The sequence below is a fragment of the Streptomyces sp. NPDC096012 genome (assembly GCF_040426375.1).
Lineage (GTDB): Bacteria > Actinomycetota > Actinomycetes > Streptomycetales > Streptomycetaceae > Streptomyces.
In genome coordinates, this window is sequence record NZ_JBEOTD010000001.1 from 1 (window position 1) to 16996 (window position 16996).

14 protein-coding genes and 1 rRNA gene are annotated in these 16996 nt (G+C 70.6%); 7 read left to right on the forward strand and 8 right to left on the reverse strand.

Features of this window, described 5'->3' with window-relative positions; genetic code table 11:
- The first annotated feature begins 158 nt into the window (after window positions 1-158).
- Window positions 159-275 (forward strand): 5S ribosomal RNA (gene rrf / locus ABVB68_RS00005).
- A 226-nt stretch (window positions 276-501) separates the two neighbouring features.
- Window positions 502-1062: a GNAT family N-acetyltransferase gene (locus ABVB68_RS00010; RefSeq protein ID WP_353598699.1), complete on the forward strand. Its 561-nt coding sequence runs from the start codon at window positions 502-504 to the stop codon at window positions 1060-1062.
- A gap of 211 nt (window positions 1063-1273) precedes the next feature.
- Here the strand turns inward: ABVB68_RS00010 and ABVB68_RS00015 are convergent, their stop codons facing one another.
- The 7 genes from ABVB68_RS00015 to ABVB68_RS00045 all read right to left on the reverse strand — a co-directional run bounded on the left by ABVB68_RS00015 (window position 1274) and on the right by ABVB68_RS00045 (window position 9492).
- Complete coding sequence (locus ABVB68_RS00015; RefSeq protein WP_353599127.1) at window positions 1274-2842, reverse strand: type VI secretion protein; 1569 nt, start codon at window positions 2840-2842, stop codon at window positions 1274-1276.
- 109 nt (window positions 2843-2951) lie between these two features.
- Entirely contained in the window at window positions 2952-4364 is a 1413-nt protein-coding gene (locus ABVB68_RS00020; RefSeq protein ID WP_353598700.1) for an ATP-binding protein, read from the reverse strand.
- Between the two features lie 14 nt (window positions 4365-4378).
- Entirely contained in the window at window positions 4379-5935 is a 1557-nt protein-coding gene (locus ABVB68_RS00025) for an SCO6880 family protein (RefSeq protein ID WP_353598701.1), read from the reverse strand.
- Window positions 5932-7275: a hypothetical protein gene (locus ABVB68_RS00030; protein ID WP_353598702.1), complete on the reverse strand. Its 1344-nt coding sequence runs from the start codon at window positions 7273-7275 to the stop codon at window positions 5932-5934. The genes ABVB68_RS00025 and ABVB68_RS00030 overlap by 4 nt, the downstream gene beginning before the upstream one ends.
- Entirely contained in the window at window positions 7265-8095 is an 831-nt protein-coding gene (locus tag ABVB68_RS00035) for a DUF8175 domain-containg protein (protein WP_353598703.1), read from the reverse strand. The genes ABVB68_RS00030 and ABVB68_RS00035 overlap by 11 nt, the downstream gene beginning before the upstream one ends.
- Before the next feature lie 149 nt (window positions 8096-8244).
- Window positions 8245-8553, reverse strand: coding sequence for a DUF8827 family protein (locus ABVB68_RS00040; RefSeq protein ID WP_014673544.1), 309 nt, complete (start codon window positions 8551-8553; stop codon window positions 8245-8247).
- A gap of 333 nt (window positions 8554-8886) precedes the next feature.
- Window positions 8887-9492, reverse strand: a complete 606-nt coding sequence (locus ABVB68_RS00045) for a TetR/AcrR family transcriptional regulator (RefSeq protein ID WP_353598704.1) — start codon at window positions 9490-9492, stop codon at window positions 8887-8889.
- A gap of 90 nt (window positions 9493-9582) precedes the next feature.
- Here ABVB68_RS00045 and ABVB68_RS00050 point away from each other — a divergent pair, with 90 nt between their 5' ends.
- The 4 genes from ABVB68_RS00050 to ABVB68_RS00065 all read left to right on the forward strand — a co-directional run bounded on the left by ABVB68_RS00050 (window position 9583) and on the right by ABVB68_RS00065 (window position 13904).
- On the forward strand, window positions 9583-10581 hold the full coding sequence (locus ABVB68_RS00050; RefSeq protein WP_353598705.1) for an oxidoreductase: 999 nt from the start codon (window positions 9583-9585) through the stop codon (window positions 10579-10581).
- A 513-nt stretch (window positions 10582-11094) separates the two neighbouring features.
- On the forward strand, window positions 11095-11880 hold the full coding sequence (locus tag ABVB68_RS00055; RefSeq protein ID WP_353598706.1) for a trypsin-like serine peptidase: 786 nt from the start codon (window positions 11095-11097) through the stop codon (window positions 11878-11880).
- A 91-nt stretch (window positions 11881-11971) separates the two neighbouring features.
- Window positions 11972-12973 carry a C40 family peptidase gene (locus ABVB68_RS00060; RefSeq protein ID WP_353598707.1) on the forward strand — a complete coding sequence of 334 codons (1002 nt, stop codon included), beginning with the start codon at window positions 11972-11974 and terminating at the stop codon, window positions 12971-12973.
- A gap of 226 nt (window positions 12974-13199) precedes the next feature.
- The gene (locus ABVB68_RS00065) at window positions 13200-13904 is read left to right on the forward strand and encodes a phosphatase PAP2 family protein (RefSeq protein ID WP_353598708.1); all 705 of its coding nucleotides are present in this window, start codon (window positions 13200-13202) and stop codon (window positions 13902-13904) included.
- 6 nt (window positions 13905-13910) lie between these two features.
- On the opposite strand, the gene ABVB68_RS00070 is transcribed toward ABVB68_RS00065, so the two are convergent.
- Window positions 13911-15473, reverse strand: coding sequence for an FAD-binding oxidoreductase (locus ABVB68_RS00070; RefSeq protein WP_353598709.1), 1563 nt, complete (start codon window positions 15471-15473; stop codon window positions 13911-13913).
- A 320-nt stretch (window positions 15474-15793) separates the two neighbouring features.
- Here ABVB68_RS00070 and pstS point away from each other — a divergent pair, with 320 nt between their 5' ends.
- Window positions 15794-16927 carry a phosphate ABC transporter substrate-binding protein PstS gene (gene pstS, locus ABVB68_RS00075; RefSeq protein ID WP_353598710.1) on the forward strand — a complete coding sequence of 378 codons (1134 nt, stop codon included), beginning with the start codon at window positions 15794-15796 and terminating at the stop codon, window positions 16925-16927.
- Window positions 16928-16996 lie beyond the last annotated feature (69 nt).

The following is a 16996-nucleotide window of genomic DNA, read 5'->3' on the forward strand; positions in this document are numbered from 1 at the left end:
GTTGATAGGCCAGATATGGAAGCCGGGTAACCGGTGGAGTTGACTGGTACTAATAGGCCGAGGGCTTGTCCTCAGTTGCTCGCGTCCACTGTGTTGGTTCTGAAACCACGAATAGCCCCACGTTGCCACGCGTGGTGCGGCGTTCAGTTTCATAGTGTTTCGGTGGTCATAGCGTGAGGGAAACGCCCGGTTACATTCCGAACCCGGAAGCTAAGCCTTACAGCGCCGATGGTACTGCAGGGGGGACCCTGTGGGAGAGTAGGACACCGCCGAACAAAATTTGAGGGAGACCCCCGCATCGAAAGATGCGGGGGTTTTCTGCGTTCAGAAGGAAATGTCCGCCGTATTCAGGCGTCCTGCCCCGGCGGCCGGGCGGCGTCCGGGCGATCGGGAAGTGTGGTCACGGGCCGCACGGTACGACCCGCCACTGACAGGTGACCCGTATCAAGTGGCCCGTATATACGGGTGATCCAACCGGGGGGTGCGGGCTACCGTGGCCGCATGAGTACCTCGGCCAGCGATGACTACGTCGTCCGTGCGATCCGTCCCGACGACTGGACCGCAGTGAGACGCCTGCGCCTCGACGCCTTGCGGGATCCGGTCGCCCATCTCGCGTTCCTGGAGACGTACGACGACGCGGTGGCGAAGCCGGACACGTTCTGGCAGCAACGGGCCATCGGATCCGGGGAGAGCTCGGAGTCGGCGCGTCAGATCATCGCCGAGGCGCCGGACGGGACGTGGGCCGGTACCGTCACCGTGCTCATCGAGGAGGCCGGGACGAAGGACTGGGCGGGTCATCCGGTCGAGCGCCGGCAGGGCCATGTGGTCGGCGTGTTCGTGCGGCCCGAGCACCGGGGGAACGGACTCATCAAGGCCCTGTTCGACGCCGGTGTGAGCTGGGCGTGGAAGCAGGGCGCCGAGCGGGTACGGCTCTTCGTGCACGCGGACAACGCGCGGGCGCAGGGGGCGTATCGCAAGCTCGGGTTCGAGCCGAGCGGGCTGGTGGTGTCGTTCACGAAGAACGTGGCGGAGCGGGAGCGGGAGTTCGTCCTGGAGCGGTAGCTCCGGGCGCCGCCGCCAGACGACGTCGGCTGGACCGGTGGCCGCCGCTCGTTCGGTGGTCGCCGGTCCTGGAGCCGACGGGTCTCCAGTCGCTCGACCGATGGTTGCCGGCTCTTGAGCCGCTGGACCGGTGGTCGCCCAACCGGTGGCTGGCGGTTCTGGAGCCGCTGGACCGGTAGTCGCTCGTTCGGTGGCGGCCGGCCCGGCGGCGTCAGGCCGGTAGGTGCTGGTGTGGCCAGCGGGAGCGGGCCTGTTCGCAGGAGCGGAGCAGGGCGAGGGCGGGCAGGCCCTGGGCGGTGCCGGTGGTGAGGAGCTGCGGCAGCTCGGGGAAGGGGGCGACGGCCGCGATGTCGTCCAGCACCAGGGTGAGTGGTGGGTCGAGCCGACCGGAGGATGACCGTTCGGCCATGCGCCGGCCGTGCTCGACCACGCTGGAGACGAGGGCCGTCAGGAGCGGCATCGCGCCGGGGTTGCTCCGGGGGTCCTCGATGGATTCACCGACCACATAAAGCGTGCCCCCTTCGTGGACGAAGGAATCCAAGGTGAGCGCATCGGTTCGGTTCGCGTTGCAGGCCTCGCGGATGTTGACCGTGGACAGGGCGGACAGCGCTCTGCTGGTCAGCTCGTGGGCCATGTCACGTCGTTCCGGGTGCGCGGTGAGCGCGGCCTCGAGTTCTCCCGCGGCGCCGGGAGCGGCCTTATGGTGCGTGCGGAGGGTGCGTACGGCGTCCTGGACCTGGGTGCCCTGGGACCAGCGGTGGACGTGGCGGACGGTGCGGTTGTCCAGCGCCGCGGCGTGGAGGTAGCTGCGCAGCAGGGTGGTCGCCGTGTCGGCCACCGCCTGGTCGATCCTGGCGGTGGGCTGTACGGGGGCGAGCAGGGCCGCCGCTCTGCGCAGGGCCGTCTGCTTGTCCTCGCAGCCGCTGGTGGGGGACCAGTGGAGGCGGGCCGGGGTGTCGCAGAGATGGGTCGGGTCGTAGAGGAGGGTGGGGCCGAGCTTGGCCCTCGCGTCCTTGGTGTCCTGCCAGACGGCCGGGTTCGAGGTGACCACCAGGGCCGGGCCCTGTGCGTCCTGGATCGCCTGGGCCGCGGCGGAACGGCGGGCCGCGGGTGGTCCGTAGCGCAGCGCGGGCTCGGGGTTCAGGGCCGGTGCCATGCGTTCCCGGACCGGTGCCGCGGGTTCCAGGGGAAGCGCTGTCGTCGGTTCGAGGGCCGGCGCGGCGGATTCCAGCGGCAGGGATGCCGTCGTCGGTTGCAGGGTCGGTGCCGTGGGCTCCAGAGGGGCCGGTGCCGTCGGCTCGAGGGCCGGTGCGGTGGTTTCCAGGGGGGCCGGTGGCGCCGGTTCGTAGGCCGGTGTCGGGGATTCCACAGGGATCCCCGCTGTCGGCTCCACGGCCGGCGCCCTGGGCTCCAGAGCCGGTTCCGTGCGCGGTACAGGGACCTCGTGGTGCCGGACCGGTGCCGTGGGCGGCGGTGCCGGTGTCCGCTCCCGCTCCGTCCGGCGCCTGGCCTTGCCCGCGCGCCACCGGGCCAGTGCCCCCATCGCGAACAGGGTCAGGACGAGCAGGATCATCAGCTGGCCGATGAACAGGCCCCAGAACAGCCCCCAGCCGGACAGCTGGGACGCCGGGGTGTCCGGCCAGGCGCCGGCGATGTCGTGCGGCCGGCCGATGAGGTGGCGCATGGCCGAGGGCGTGCGGGTGAACGTGACGGAGTCGGGCAGGCTGCCGTGCGCGAAAAGGGCGGCCAGGCCCGTTGCCGTCCACACCATCAGGGTCATGCCGAGGAGGAAGGCCAGTATCCCGACCAGGAGGCCGTCGGGAACACCGCCCTGGCCCTCCCGCCGGTCGGCACGGCGATCGTGAGCGTACGGTCCCACCGCTGTCCCCCTACGCCACCGTCGACTCGGAGTCGCCCAGGTGCTGCTCCACGAAGGCCGCCGCCCGTTGCTCGGCCTCCAGCTCGGCGGCGCGCAGGGCGTCGTCGGCCGCGAGTTCGGCGGAGGACTCGGTCATCGCGCGGTCGGTGAAGACCAGCGGGCGTTCCGTCTCGGTGATCAGGTGTTTGACCACCTGGACGTTGCCGTTGACGTCCCAGACGGCGATGCCGGGGGTGAGGGTCGGGATGATCTCGACCGCCCATCTGGGCAGGCCGAGCACCCGGCCCGTGGCCCGCGCCTCGTCCGCCTTCTGGGCGTAGATGGTCCGGGTCGACGCCATTTTCAGGATCGCCGCGGCCTCCTTCGCCGCCGCACCGTCCACCACGTCGGACAGGTGGTGGACGACGGCGACGAAGGACAGGCCCAGCCGGCGCCCGAACTTCAGCAGCCGCTGGAAGAGCTGGGCGACGAACGGGCTGTTGATGATGTGCCAGGCCTCTTCGACCAGGAAGATGCGCTTCTTGCGGTCGGGGCGGATCCAGGTGTGCTCCAGCCACACGCCGACGATCGCCATGAGGATGGGCATGGCGATCGAGTTGCGGTCGATGTGGGACAGGTCGAAGACGATGAGCGGGGCGTCCAGGTCGATGCCGACCGTGGTGGGGCCGTCGAACATGCCGCGCAGGTCACCGTCGACCAGCCGGTCCAGCACCAGGGCGACGTCGAGTCCCCAGGCCCGTACGTCGTCTATGGCGACGTTCATCGCCTCGGCCGACTCCGGCTCGGGGTGCCGTAGCTGCTCGACGATGTCGGTGAGGACGGGCTGGCGGTCGACGATCGTCTCGTTGACGAAGGAGTGGGCGACCTTCAGGGCGAAGCCGGAGCGCTCGTCGAGGCCGTGGCCCATGGCCACCTCGATGATGGTCCGGAGCAGGGCGAGCTGGCCGGTGGTGGTGATCGCGGGGTCCAGCGGATTGAGCCGGATCCCGTGGTTCAGGGCGGCCGTGGGGTCGAGCCGGATGGGGGTTATCCCCAGCTCCTCGGCGATCAGGTTCCACTCGCCGACGCCGTCCTCGCCCTGCGCGTCCAGGACGACGACCTGGCGGTCCTTGAACCGCAGCTGGCGCAGCACGTACGTCTTCTCCAGCGCCGACTTGCCGTTGCCGGACTCGCCGAGGACGAGCCAGTGGGGGGCCGGGAGCTGCTGGCCGTAGAGCTGGAAGGGGTCGTAGATGTAGCCCTTTCCGGAGTAGACCTCGCGGCCGATGATGACGCCGGAGTCGCCGAGGCCCGGCGCGGCGGTGGGCAGGTAGACGGCCTGGGCCTGGCCCGTGGAGGTGCGCACCGGCAGCCGGGTCGTCTCCACCTTCCCGAAGAGGAAGGAGGTGAAGGCCTCTGTGAGGACGGACAGCGGATCCCGCATCGGTGAATCAGCCCCTACCGTCGGATGCCGGTGGCGAAGGGAAGTGTGTTCACGAAGGCGCGGTGGTGCTCGCGATCGCACCACTCCAGCTTGAGGTACGACTTGCCGGCGGAGGCCCTTATCGTGCGCTTGTCGCGGGCGAGGGCCTCGGGGGAGCGGGACGAGACGGTGATGTAGCCGACGAGGTTGACGCCCGCCGCGCCGCTGGCGAGGTCTTCGCCCCGCTGGTCGAGCCGGTTGTGGGCGGCGATGTCGCGCGGGTCCACGGTCCGGTTCATCTTGGCGGCGCGGGAGGCCTCGGCCTCGTCGTTGGTCTTCTCGGTCAGCATGCGTTCGATGGCTACCTCGGTGGGCTCGAGATCCATCGTCACGGCGACCGTTCGGATGACGTCGGGCGTGTGGACGAGGAGCGGGGCGAGGAAGTTCACCCCCACCGGGGTCATGGGCCATTCCTTCACCCAGGCCGTGGCGTGGCACCAGGGGGCGCGGGTGCTGGACTCGCGGGTCTTGGCCTGGAGGTAGGTGGGCTCCGTGGCGTCCAGCTCGGCCGGCCAGGCGTTGCGCTTGGTCATCGCCTGGATGTGGTCGATGGGGTGGTCCGGGTCGTACATGGAGTGGACCAGTGAGGCCAGCCGCCCCTGGCCGAGCGGCTGGCGTACGCGGATGTCGGCCTCCTGGAGCCGTGAGCAGATGTCGGTCAGCTCGCGGGCCATCACGACGGCGAGTCCGGCGTCCCGGTCGACCTTGCCGCCGTGCGCGCGCACGGCGCGGGCCATGGCCTGCGCCTCGGCGGCCAGTTCGCGGTTGTAGTGCATGCAGGCGACGAGGTAGGCGCGGTGCTGCTCGCTGCTGGTGGAGACCATGGACTGCAGCTGGTCGTAGGACTGCTGCAGCCAGTCGGGGGCGCGGTCGTCGCCGCGCAGGCCGACGTCCTTGGCGTGTGCGTCGGGGTCGGCGGGCAGGGTGCGGGCGAGCATCTGCAGCCGGGTGACGAAGCCGTCGCCGTTGGCCACGTGCTTGAGGAGGGTGCCGAAGCGGTCGACGAGGGCTTCCTGGTCCTCGGAGTCGCGCAGGCCGACGCCGGGGCCCTCGATCTCGATGGCGGCGGTGACGGTCTTGCGGTCGGCGTGCAGCAGTACGGCGATCTCGTCGGGGCCGAAGGGGGCGGCGAGCCAGTTGATGCGGCCGATGCCCGGGGGCGGTCCGATCTCGACCTCCCGGCCGTCGATCCGGGTGCCGGCCTCCATGACGTTCGACCGGTAGCCGGCGCCGCGCTTGAGGGTGCGCTTGTAGCTGCGGTTGATCTCGAACCACCGGTAGAAGGTGCGGCGCTTGTACGGCACGTAGACCGCGGCGAGCGCGAGCAGCGGGAAGCCCGTCAGCAGCACGATGCGCAGGGACAGGACCGGGACGAGGAGGCCGCACATCATGCCGAGGAACGCGCCGGCGATGATCAGGGCGATCTCGCCGGATTCGCGGTTGCGGCCGACGATCGCGTTCGGCCGGGCGCGGCCGATCAGATACGTACGGCGGGGCGTGACCGGATGGGACAGGTGGGACTCGGTCGTCAACGCCCTTCACCTCCAGGGCGGTTGTTGCGGGTGTTGCCGGCGTGCGGGGTGTTGATCGGGCTGGCCGTGCGGGGTGCGGGTGCGGCGGAGGGGACGGCTCCGCCGCCCCCGGCGGGGGTGCGGCCGCTGTGGGCGGCGACGCCGCCGGTGACGGGGTTGGCCGGGCGGGGCGTGCTGCTCTGGCCGCCGCCGGTGTTGTTGTCGGCGCGGGTGCTGTGGGTCTTGATGCCCTGGGCGACGAGGGTGGCGGGGGAGCTGATGACGGCGGCGGCCTTGCCCTCGGCGCCCTGCATGATGCGGTTGCTGCGGGAACCGGCGAGTTCGTCGCCGAAGCCGGGGACGAAGCGGTAGATCATGGCGCTGGCGAAGATGGCGAGCAGGATGATGGCGAGGCCGGAGACGACGGCGGAGAAGGCGTCGGGGCCGCTGTCGCCGGACAGGGCGCCGGCGAGGCCGAGCACGATCACGATGACCGGTTTGACGAGGATGACGGCGATCATGATCCCCGCCCAGCGGCGTACGTGGCCCCACAGGTTCTTGTCGACGAGTCCGGCGTAGACGACGGTGCCGAGGAGGGCGCCGACGTAGAGCAGGGCGGCGCGGATGACGAGCTCCAGCCAGAGGATGCCGGCGGCGAGGATGCTGACCAGGGAGACGACGATCAGCATGATCGGTCCGCCGCCGATGTCGGTGCCCTTGCCGAGGGCGCCGGAGAAGGTGCCGAAGAAGGTGTCGGTCTGGTCGCCGGTGGCTTTCGCGAGGACGTCCGTGACGCCGTCGGTGGCCGAGACGACCGTGTAGAGGATCAGGGGGGTGAAGGCGGAGGCCAGCACGGTGAGCCAGAGGAAGCCGACGGCTTCGGAGATGGCGGTGGTGAGGGGCACACCGCGAACGGCTCGCTTGGCGACGGCCAGCAGCCACAGCAGCAGGGTCAGGATCGTGGAGGCGGCGAACACGACGGCGTACTGCTGGAGGAACTTGGCATTGGTGAAGTCGACGTTGGCGGTCTCCTTCACGGCCTTGCTCAGCTTGTCCACCGTCCACGCGGCGGCCTCGGCACAGCCCTTGGCCAGAGAGGACAGTGGGTCGAGGGTGGAGGTGTCCGGGACCACGGCACCGCCGGACCGGCTGGTGTTGCCGCGCTCGCAGTACTTCTTGGCCTCGCCGGAGATGACGCCGCAGTTGTACTTGCCTGTCGACGGTGAGGCTGACGGGCTGCCGGAAGGCGTGGGTGTGGGCGAAGGGGCGGCGAAGGCGCGGGTGGCGAGCAGCACGGCCGTGGCCTGTACGGAGGCCACCACTCCGGCGAGCCTGAGCGCACGTTGGGAGCTACCGGGCATACGTGAACCCTCCGTACCCTTCGATGGCCTTGTTGATCTCGTCGGAGGTGGCGGCCTTGTCGTCACCGGGCACCGGGGCGGGGCCGTCCTTCTGCGTATCGGAGACGATCTTCCAATCGCCGTCCGACCACGTCAGGTCGAACGTCCATGTCTTCCACGAGGAGGTGACGGGGTCGGTCGATGTGTTGCCGGCCATGCCGATGAGACCTACGTACCAGACTGCGATCTTGGCCCTGCTGTCCGTGTACTGCAGCACGGTCGTGCCGACCGGGGTCACCCGGGAGACGAACGTACTGCCGCTCGGTGGGTTGCCCGAGGTGTCGAGGCCCATCGTGGCGAGGAACTCGGCCGAGTAGGCCTGGTCCATTGCTCCCTGGAGACGAGCCGCGGCTTCTGAGGTGTAAAGAAGGCTCAGCAGTGCGTGGCGGCTGTCTTTCTGGAACATGCTCGTCGAACCCAGTGCCACAGCGTAGTTGGAGGCTGCCGACTGCGCTCCCTGCGCGGTCTGGGCGAAACCGATCGGCACCCCGGTGGACTTCGTCCCCACCGGGCGGGTGCCGGACGGTGCTGTTGGTGAGGTCTGGGGCTGGGAGCCCTTGGTCGTGGCGCGGTCGGCCGGTTTGTCGGTGTTTCTGTTTGCCAACGCGATGGCGGCGATGAGGAGGACGACGACGCCGACCACCGTGACCAGGCTTCGGGGGGAGGAGCGGCGGGCGGGGCGGCGGGGGGCGCCGCCGTAGGGGTCGCCCTCGGGCAGGCGGGTTCTGGTGTGGCCCGTGTCGCCGTAGTCGGTGTAGCCCTGCTCGTCTCCGGGACTCATGCCGCGTCCGCCCCCTCCACCTCGTAGACGTACGACGGTAGCCGTGCTGGTTGCCGCGCGGGCGCGGTGTGGTGACTCGACATCAGGGAAACGCAACCTCAGCCGGTGGGCACGACGGGTGGGTGGGGAGGAGGGGAGCGGAAGGTGCGTCAGACCGCCATGCCGTACACGATGGTGAACAGGGTGCCGAGGGAGCCGATGATGAAGACGCCGGTGAGGCCGGCGATGATGAGCCCCTTGCCCTGTTCCGCGCTGAACGTGTCACGCAGGGCCGTCGCGCCGATCCGCTGTTTGGCCGCACCCCATACCGCGATGCCGAGGCAGAGGAGGATGGCCACGGCCATGACCACCTCGATCATCACCTTGGCCTCGTTGCCCAGGCTGCCGAAGGGGCCCCAGTCCGGAGCGATCCCGCCGATGATGGTGTTGATGTCTCCCTTGTCGGCCGCAAAGAGCATGTAAGTCACCGCCCCTGGTGGGTAGTTCCGCGAGCGCCCCTGCGGAGTGCAGAGGTCAGGCCTCATTGTCGCCGACAACGTCGCCAACGTATGTCGACTTGACGTCATTGACTGGCGGGTTTCGTACGAATGGCGCGTTCGGTCACTCTGTGTATCACGGCAGGTAACCCCGGGCAACGAGGTCCGACCGGAACCTGTCGTGTGGTTCTGTCGTTGACCCCTCTTATGGCCGGGCGCTGGTTCTGACGGCCGGTCGGGTGAGGCGTCGAGACGATGTTCTCACGGGCGGTGGAGTGGGGAACGGGCCAGGCGTGCGGGTGCGGTGAGCCGCCGTCAGCGGGGCTTGAGGCCGTGCAGCAGCAGGTGGACGTGTTCGTCCAGGCCGGCCAGGGCCTCCTCCGCGTCGAGGGCGCAACTGGCGATGAGGGCGGCCAGGCCGTGCAGGCTCGCGGCGGCGACGGTGGTGATGCGCTCGGGGTCGCCCCGGACGATCTCGCCGCGCTCCTGGGCGTCCGAGATCAGGCGGGTGATGGAGCCGAGGGACTGGTCGACCGCCGTCGCGAGCTGGGCGGAGCTGTCCGGGTCGTGCTTGCGCGCGAACATCAGCTCGAGGAGTTCGGGGTTGTCGACGGCGAAGCCGAGGTAGGCGCGGGCGAGCGCCGTCATGCGTTCCTCGAAGGACTGGTGCCGGGGTTCGGCGGCGATGGTCAGGGCGTGGTTCATGCGCTCGTACCCGTCGAGCGCCAGGGCGTCGATCAGGGCCTGCTTGTCCTTGAAGTGCCGGCCCGGTGCGGCGTGGCTCACGCCGAGGTCGCGCGCCAGTTCGCGCAGTGAGAGTGCGCCGATGCCCTTGTCGCGCAGCGTGCGCTCGGCACTCTTGAGGAGGGCGGCGCGCAGGTCTCCGTGGTGGTAGGGGCGGCTCGTGGGCATGCGGGCCATCGTATCTCCATGTTGTCGACGTCAGCTTTGTTGGCGGCGACATCATTGTTGTCGTTGACAGCATTGTTGCCGATGCCTACATTGGCGCGCATGGCTGACACGACCGCAGCGCGCGGCGAGCGCGACAAGTGGAACGCGACCCACCTGACCGACCTGACCGGCCGTACGGCCGTGATCACCGGCGCCAACAGCGGCATCGGGTTCGCCGCCGCCCGGGCGCTGGCCGGGGCCGGGGCGCACGTGGTGTTCGCGGTGCGGGATCCGAAGCGGGGCGCCGCCGCGGCGGCCCGGGTCGCCGGCAGCACCGAGGTGCGCCGGCTGGACCTGGCGGACCTGGACTCGGTGCGCGAGTTCGCCGCCGGCTGGGAGGGACCGCTGGATGTGCTGATCAACAACGCGGGCGTGATGATGCTGCCCGAGCAGCGCACGAAGCAGGGCTTCGAGATGCAGTTCGGCACCAACCACCTGGGGCACTTCGCGCTGACCAACCTGCTGCTGCCCCGGGTGACCGATCGCGTGGTGACGGTCTCCTCCGGTCTCCACCGCGCCGGCGACGGGGTGATCCACTTCGCCGACGTCAACCTGACCGGGCGCTACTCCCCGACCCGCGCCTACGCCCAGTCCAAGCTGGCCAACCTGCTGTTCACCCTGGAACTCCAGCGCCGGCTCGCCGGGGTGGGCTCGTCCGTGCGGGCTCTGGCGGCCCACCCCGGCTACGCGGCCACCAATCTGCAGAGAGGTACGGCGAACCCGCTGGTCAGGGCCTTCATGGTGGCCGGCAACAAGCTCTTCGCCCAGGACGAGGGGGCCGGCGCCCTGCCCACGCTCTACGCGGCGACCCAGGACCTGCCCGGGGCGGCCTACGTCGGCCCCGACGGCCTAGGCGAGATGCGCGGCTCCCCGGCCCTGGTCGGCCGCAGCGCGGCGGCGAGCGACCCGGAGGCGGCCCGGCGCCTGTGGACGCTGTCGGAGGAGCTGACGGGCATCGAGTGGAGCCTGCCGGCGCCCCAGGCGGCGACGCCGGGAGCGGTGACACCGGCTGCCGTGACGCCGGGTGCCGCGCCGGGTGTGGCGACGCCCGCGCCGTGACGCCAGGGGTGGCGAGACCGGGTGTGGCGACGCCGGGCGTGACGACGCCCGCGCCGTGACGCCAGGGGTGGCGAGACCGGGTGTGGCGACGCCGGGCGTGACGACGCCCGCGCCGTGATGGTGGGGGCGGTGTTGCCGGGCGGGGTGACGCCGGGTGTGGCGACGCCCGCGCCGTGACGCCAGGGGTGGCGAGACCGGGCGTGACGACGCCGGGCGTGACGACGCCGGGCGTGGCGACCCGCGCGCCGTGACACCGGCTGCCGTGACGCAGGTGTGGCGACGTCGGCTGCCGTGACGCTAGGTGTGGCGACACCGGCTGCCGTGACACCGGCTGCCGTGACGCCAGGTGTGGCAACGCCCGCGCCGTGACGGTGGGGCGGTGACACCGTGTGGCGATTCCGGGTGCCGGGACACGCGTTCGGCCGCTGCGGTGGCGGACCAGTGGTGGTCCACAGGAAAATCTCAGTGAAGTCGGAGCGGGTTTCTCACCTTTGCGGGAAAGAGTGGGGCCTGATGAAGCGCACCTCACGCATCTCAAGCGGACCGGCCACCTCGCGACCCGCGCTGCTCGGGGCCGTGGTGATGCTCGCCCTGACCTCGGCGTCCGTGGCCGCCGCCTCCGACGGACCGGGTCCCCTCGGGGTGACCGCCGACGCCGTGGCGAACCGGCATGCCGTGCGGGTCGGCGCGCTCTTCGGGGCCGACCGCGAGGACAGCCTGGCCGGCGGTCACTTCTGCACCGCCTCGGTGGTGCACAGCCGCCGGGGCGATCTCATCGTCACCGCCGCGCACTGCGTGGCCGGTGCCGGCGGCGACCTGCTGTTCGTGCCGGGCTACCGCGACGGACGGGCGCCGTACGGGGTGTGGAGGGTCACGAGGCGCTTCCTGCCCGCCGGGTGGGCCGAGGGCCAGGACCGGGACGAGGACAGCGACCTCGCCTTCGCCACGGTCGCCGGCCCGGACGGGCGGCCCGTCGAGGAGGTCGTCGGGGCCGAGCGGTTCGCGACCGGGGTGGCCACCGGTGCCACCGCGGTGACCGTCACCGGCTACCCGGACGACCGCGAGGTCCCCGTCCGCTGCACCAACAGGCCGACATCGCACAGCCGCACCCAGCAGCGCATCGACTGCCCCGAGTTCACCAGCGGCACCAGCGGCAGCCCCTGGGTGAACGGCGACGGCCAGGTCGTCGGCGTCCTCGGCGGCCACGAGCAGGGCGGCGCCACCGCCGACGTCTCCTACAGCGTGGTGCTGGGGAGCGAGGCGGCCCGGCTGTACCGGGAGGCGGCGGACGGCCCCTGAGACGGCGTCATGTCCGGTCCCGGTCGGCTAAATGACGCCACTTCGCTCCGCAATGGCCTTGAACCGCGCCCGCATGGGGCAAAGTTGAACCGTGCGCAAGGTATGGGTGTTCGGTGGGGCGGCGGTCGGGCTCGGCATGGGCTTCGTCATGCTGCTCGTCGTCGGGGTGTACGTCGTCGCCGGCAACCTGGTCAACGGGGTGACCGCGGGCGGCCGCGGGCTCGCCCAGGGAGCGGTGCCGGCCGCCTACCACCAGCTCGTGCAGCGGTGGGGGAACCTGTGCCCGGCGCTCAGCCCCGCGTTGCTCGCCGCGCAGCTGTACCAGGAGAGCGGCTGGAACCCGACCGTCGTCAGCCCGGCCGACGCACGCGGCATCGCGCAGTTCATCCCGAGCACCTGGGCGACGCACGGCATCGACGGCAACGGCGACGGCAGGCGCGACATCTGGGACCCGAATGACGCGATTCCATCGGCCGCCTCGTACGACTGCGAGCTCGCCAAGTACGTGAAGGACGTGCCCGGGAACACCTCCGACAACATGCTGGCCGCCTACAACGCGGGCGCCTACCGGGTCATAAGGGCGGGCGGGGTCCCGTCCATCAGCGAGACGCGGAACTACGTCCAGCGGATCCGCAGCCTGGAGAAGAGCTTCGCCGCTCCGGTCAGCCGGATCGACCCCACCCGGCAGGCGGCGGCCGCCATCGGGTTCGCCCAGAGCAAGCTCGGCACCCCCTACCTGTGGGGCGGCAACGGCACCGCTGACCAGGGCGGACGCTTCGACTGCTCGGGGCTGACCAAGGCCGCGTACGAGACGGTGGGCATCACCCTGCCCCGGGTGGCCAACGACCAGTACAACGCGGGGCCGCACCCCTCGCGGGACCAACTGCTCCCCGGGGACCTGGTGTTCTTCTCCGACGACCTCACCGACTCGCGGGCCATCCGGCACGTGGGCATGTACGTCGGCGGCGGGTACATGATCGACGCCCCGCGGACGGGTGCCGTGATCCGGTTCGACCCGATCGACACCCCCGACTACTTCGGGGCCACCCGGGTGACGGAAGATGGCGCGAAAGCACTCCCCACAACCATCTGAACCAAGCGTGAACCTGCCCCCTGAGCTGCGCTGATGGATTTCTCTTCGATAACGTCTGCGTGATCATTCAGTGGAGAGTGGAACGTATTGACGGTGGCTGTGCGTTCCTGTTGACGTAGCCGAGCGGACGTCGGACAGTGCAGCGGAAGCGGATCTACGCACCACGGGGGGCGGCAGCGACGCACGCGCAGTGCGTCCGGGAAGACGACGAAGGGGCCACAGCACCATGGCTGTACTCGCCGAATCCGGATCGAACCCCGACGTCGACCTGCTCTACGACATCAACGGCCTGGCCAAGGACGCCCCGCACTGGTTCGACCGGGGCATGGAGTTCGTGGGCGAGTACGGCCTGCTGCTCGCGATGGTGCTGCTGATCCTGTGGTGCTGGTGGTCCGTGCGGCGCCGGGGCGGCGAGGACGCGGCGCCCTCGGTGGCCGCGCTGGTGTGGGCGCCGCTCGCGGCCGGTCTCGCGGTCCTGGTGAACGTCCCGATAAGGGGCTTCGTCGAACGGCCCCGCCCCTTCGTCGACCACCAGGGCCTGGACGTCCTGGTCTCCGGCAAGAGCGACTTCTCCTTCGTCAGCGACCACGCCACCATCACCATGGCGCTGGGCGTCGGACTCTTCGTCGCCCACCGGAAGTTCGGCCTCGCCGGCATCGGCCTGGCCCTGCTGGAGGGCTTCTGCCGGGTCTACATGGGCGTGCACTACCCCACGGACGTCGTCGGCGGCTTCGCGCTGGGCACCGCGGTCGTGCTGCTGCTGTCCCCGCCGGCCATGGCGCTGCTCACCCCGCTGCTGCGGGCCGTGGAGCGTTCGCCGCGGGCCGGCCGGCTCGTGCGGCGCCGGCCGGTGGCGGCCGACCGGCCGGACTCCCTGCTGCCCGGCGCCCGCACGTCCCTCGAGACCGAGGAACGCGACCTCGCGGCGTAGGGAGCGCTACAGCCCCTGTGCGTAGGAGAAGAAGCGCTGCGGGTCGTACTGCTTCTTCACCTCGGCCAGCCGGGCCGCCGCGTCCCCGTAGTACGCCGTGCGCCAGTTCGTCAGCGTCGGGTCCGTGTAGTTCTGGTAGGCGGCACCGGAGGCGTACGGCTTCATGGCGTTGTGGGCCGAGGTGAGCCAGGACTGGGCGGTGCCGCCGGAGGCGCCCGCGCCCCACGAGGCGATGTACTGGGTCAGCATCCGGGAGCGGCGGTGGACGAACGCGGTCGCGGTCGGGGAGACCCGGTTGACGGCGCCGCCGAGCGCCGTGAACGCGATGCTGCCGGCGCCGCCGCGCACCGCGCCGATCTGCTTCAGCACCGTCTGGATGCCCGCGGCGGACAGTGAGCGGTCGAAGAAGTCCGAGCGCGCCGCGTAGGTCTCGCGGCCCAGCCTGCCCTGCGCCGAGCGGCCCGGGGTGGACCCGGGCAGATGGCACTGGGCGTCGGTGGAGAAGGAGGAGCAGCCGGCGTAGATCTCCATCGCGTCCTCGTAGCCGCGGCGGTGCAGGGAGACCGAGGAGGCGTTCGCGCCGGCCTTGTGGGCCAGGCGGTCAACGGCGTTCTGCAGTTCGCCGTAGGTGCCGAGGGAGAAGCAGGAGACCGAGATGGTCGGGGTGCGGCCCGGTGAGCAGGCCAGGTGGAGCGAGGACCAGATCTCGTCGGGCTGGCTCGGGCCCCACTCCTGCCAGGCCTTGAGCACCTGGGCGGCCCTGGACCAGGGCCAGGTCAGGTAGGCGGTCACGGCCTGGGGCGCCGGATGGGTCCTGAAGTGCAGTTCGGTGACGACGCCGAAGTTGCCGTTGCCGGCGCCGCGCAGCGCCCAGAACAGGTCGGAGTGGTGACTCGCGTCGGCGGTCACCTGGGTGCCGTCGGCCGTGATCAGGGTGGCCTGGGTGAGGTTGTCGCAGGTCAGGCCGTAGGCGCGGGAGACGACGCCGTGGCCGCCGCCGAGCACCAGGCCGGAGACGCCGACGGTGGGGCAGGAGCCCGCGGGTATGGTCACGCCCTTGGCGGCCAGCGCCCGGTAGACGTCGATCAGCTTGGAGCCGGCGCCCACGACCGCCTGCCCGCCGCTCACCCGGATCCGGTTCAGCCTGGACACGTCGATGATCAGGCGGTTGTCGCCGGAGGAGTAGCCGGCGTAGGAGTGGCCGCCGTTGCGTATCGACACCCGGATACCGTGCGCGCGGGCGTACGCCAGGGTGGTACGGATGTCGGCGGTGTGCGCGGCGTAGGCCACCGCGGCGGGCCTGAGGCCGTCGAAGCGGGTGTTGTACAGCTGGTGGGCCGTCGTCCAGGAGGTGTCTCCGGGGCGCAGCAGGGAGCCGTCCAGGTCGCGGGCGAGGGCCGCCCAGTTCGCCGCGGCGGCCGCGCTGGTGGTCTTCAGCGAGGTGAGGGACGATGAGCGCGGCGCCGCACCGGTGTGCGCCGCCGCGGGACCGCCGCCCGTACCGCACGCGGTCAGTGCGGTCGTCGCCAGGGCGGCCGCGCCGCCCGAGATGAACGTACGCCGTTCCATGTCCGTCGCCTTTCCTCGGCTCTCCGTGGAACGAGACGACGCCGTGTCCTTCGGGGTTCCGCCGAACGGGTGACGAGCGTCGAAAGCGCGTCCGGGTGGCCCGTTCGTCGGAACCTCTGCGTGCTCTCCCCGTAAGCATTCCGTGACCTCATCAGGCCGACGGCAGGGGTTCACCCTGCGTTCACTTCCGACCATCGGCGGCTTCACCTGTTCTGCCTAATTTCGGCCGTACCAGGTGCGGAGCGCGGCGATGGATGCGCTCACGCACTCACTAGCTCGCACGCCGCCGACGCGGCGGCTCCTGGAAGGAACCCCCGAAAGTGAAGCTTCAGCGCAAGAACCGGCTGCGCGCCGTCACCCTCGGTGCGATCGCCGTCTCCGGCGCCCTGGCCCTGACGGCGTGCGGCTCCGACGACAACGGTGGCGGAAGCAAGGCGTCGGGCAACCCGTCCACCGTCGCCGGCGCGGGCGCGATCAAGTGTGACGACGCCAAGGGCCAGCTCCTCGCAGACGGCTCCTCCGCGCAGAAGAACGCGATCGACGCCTGGGTGAAGAACTTCTCCCAGGCCTGTGGCGTGCAGATCAACTACAAGGGCGGCGGCTCCGGCGCCGGTGTGACCGCGTTCACCCAGGGCCAGGTCGCCTTCGCCGGCTCGGACTCGGCGCTCAAGCCCGAAGAGGTCACCGCCTCCAAGAAGGTCTGCAAGGGCGGCCAGGGCATCGACCTCCCGATGGTCGGCGGCCCGATCGCCCTCGGTTACAACGTCCCGGGTGTCGACAACCTGGTCCTGGACGCCCGGACGCTCGCCAAGATCTTCGACAGCAAGATCACCAAGTGGAACGACCCGGCGATCGCCGCGCTGAACAAGGGCGTGAAGCTCCCCGACCTCAAGATCCAGGCGTTCCACCGCTCGGACGAGTCCGGCACCACGGACAACTTCACCAAGTACCTGATCGCCACCGCCCCGGGCGACTGGAAGTACTCCGGCGGCAAGGCCTGGCAGGCCAAGGGCGGCCAGTCCGCTCCGCAGTCCGCGGGTGTGGCCCAGCAGGTGAAGCAGACCGCCGGCGCCATCGGCTACTTCGAGCTGTCCTACGTCAAGGACGGCATCAAGGCCGTCTCCGTCGACACCGGTGCCAGCAAGCCGGTCGCGCCCAGCTCGCAGAGCGCCACCGCCGACATCGCCGCCGCGAAGGTCGTCGGCACCGGCAAGGACCTCGCCCTGAAGCTGGACTACAAGACCAAGGCCGAGGGCGCCTACCCGATCACCCTGGTCACCTACGAGATCGTCTGTGACAAGGGCAACAAGTCCGACACCCTGGCGGCCACCAAGTCCTTCCTGCGCTACATCGCCAGCGAGGACGGCCAGAAGGTCCTGCCGAGCATCGGCTATGCGCCCGTGCCCGACGAGATCGTCACCAAGGTCCGTTCCACCATCGACGGCCTGAGCTGACCTGAATCCGTGAGTGCGGCCCGTCCCGACAGGGGCCGGGCCGCACCGTCCGGTGCACCGCCGCCACGA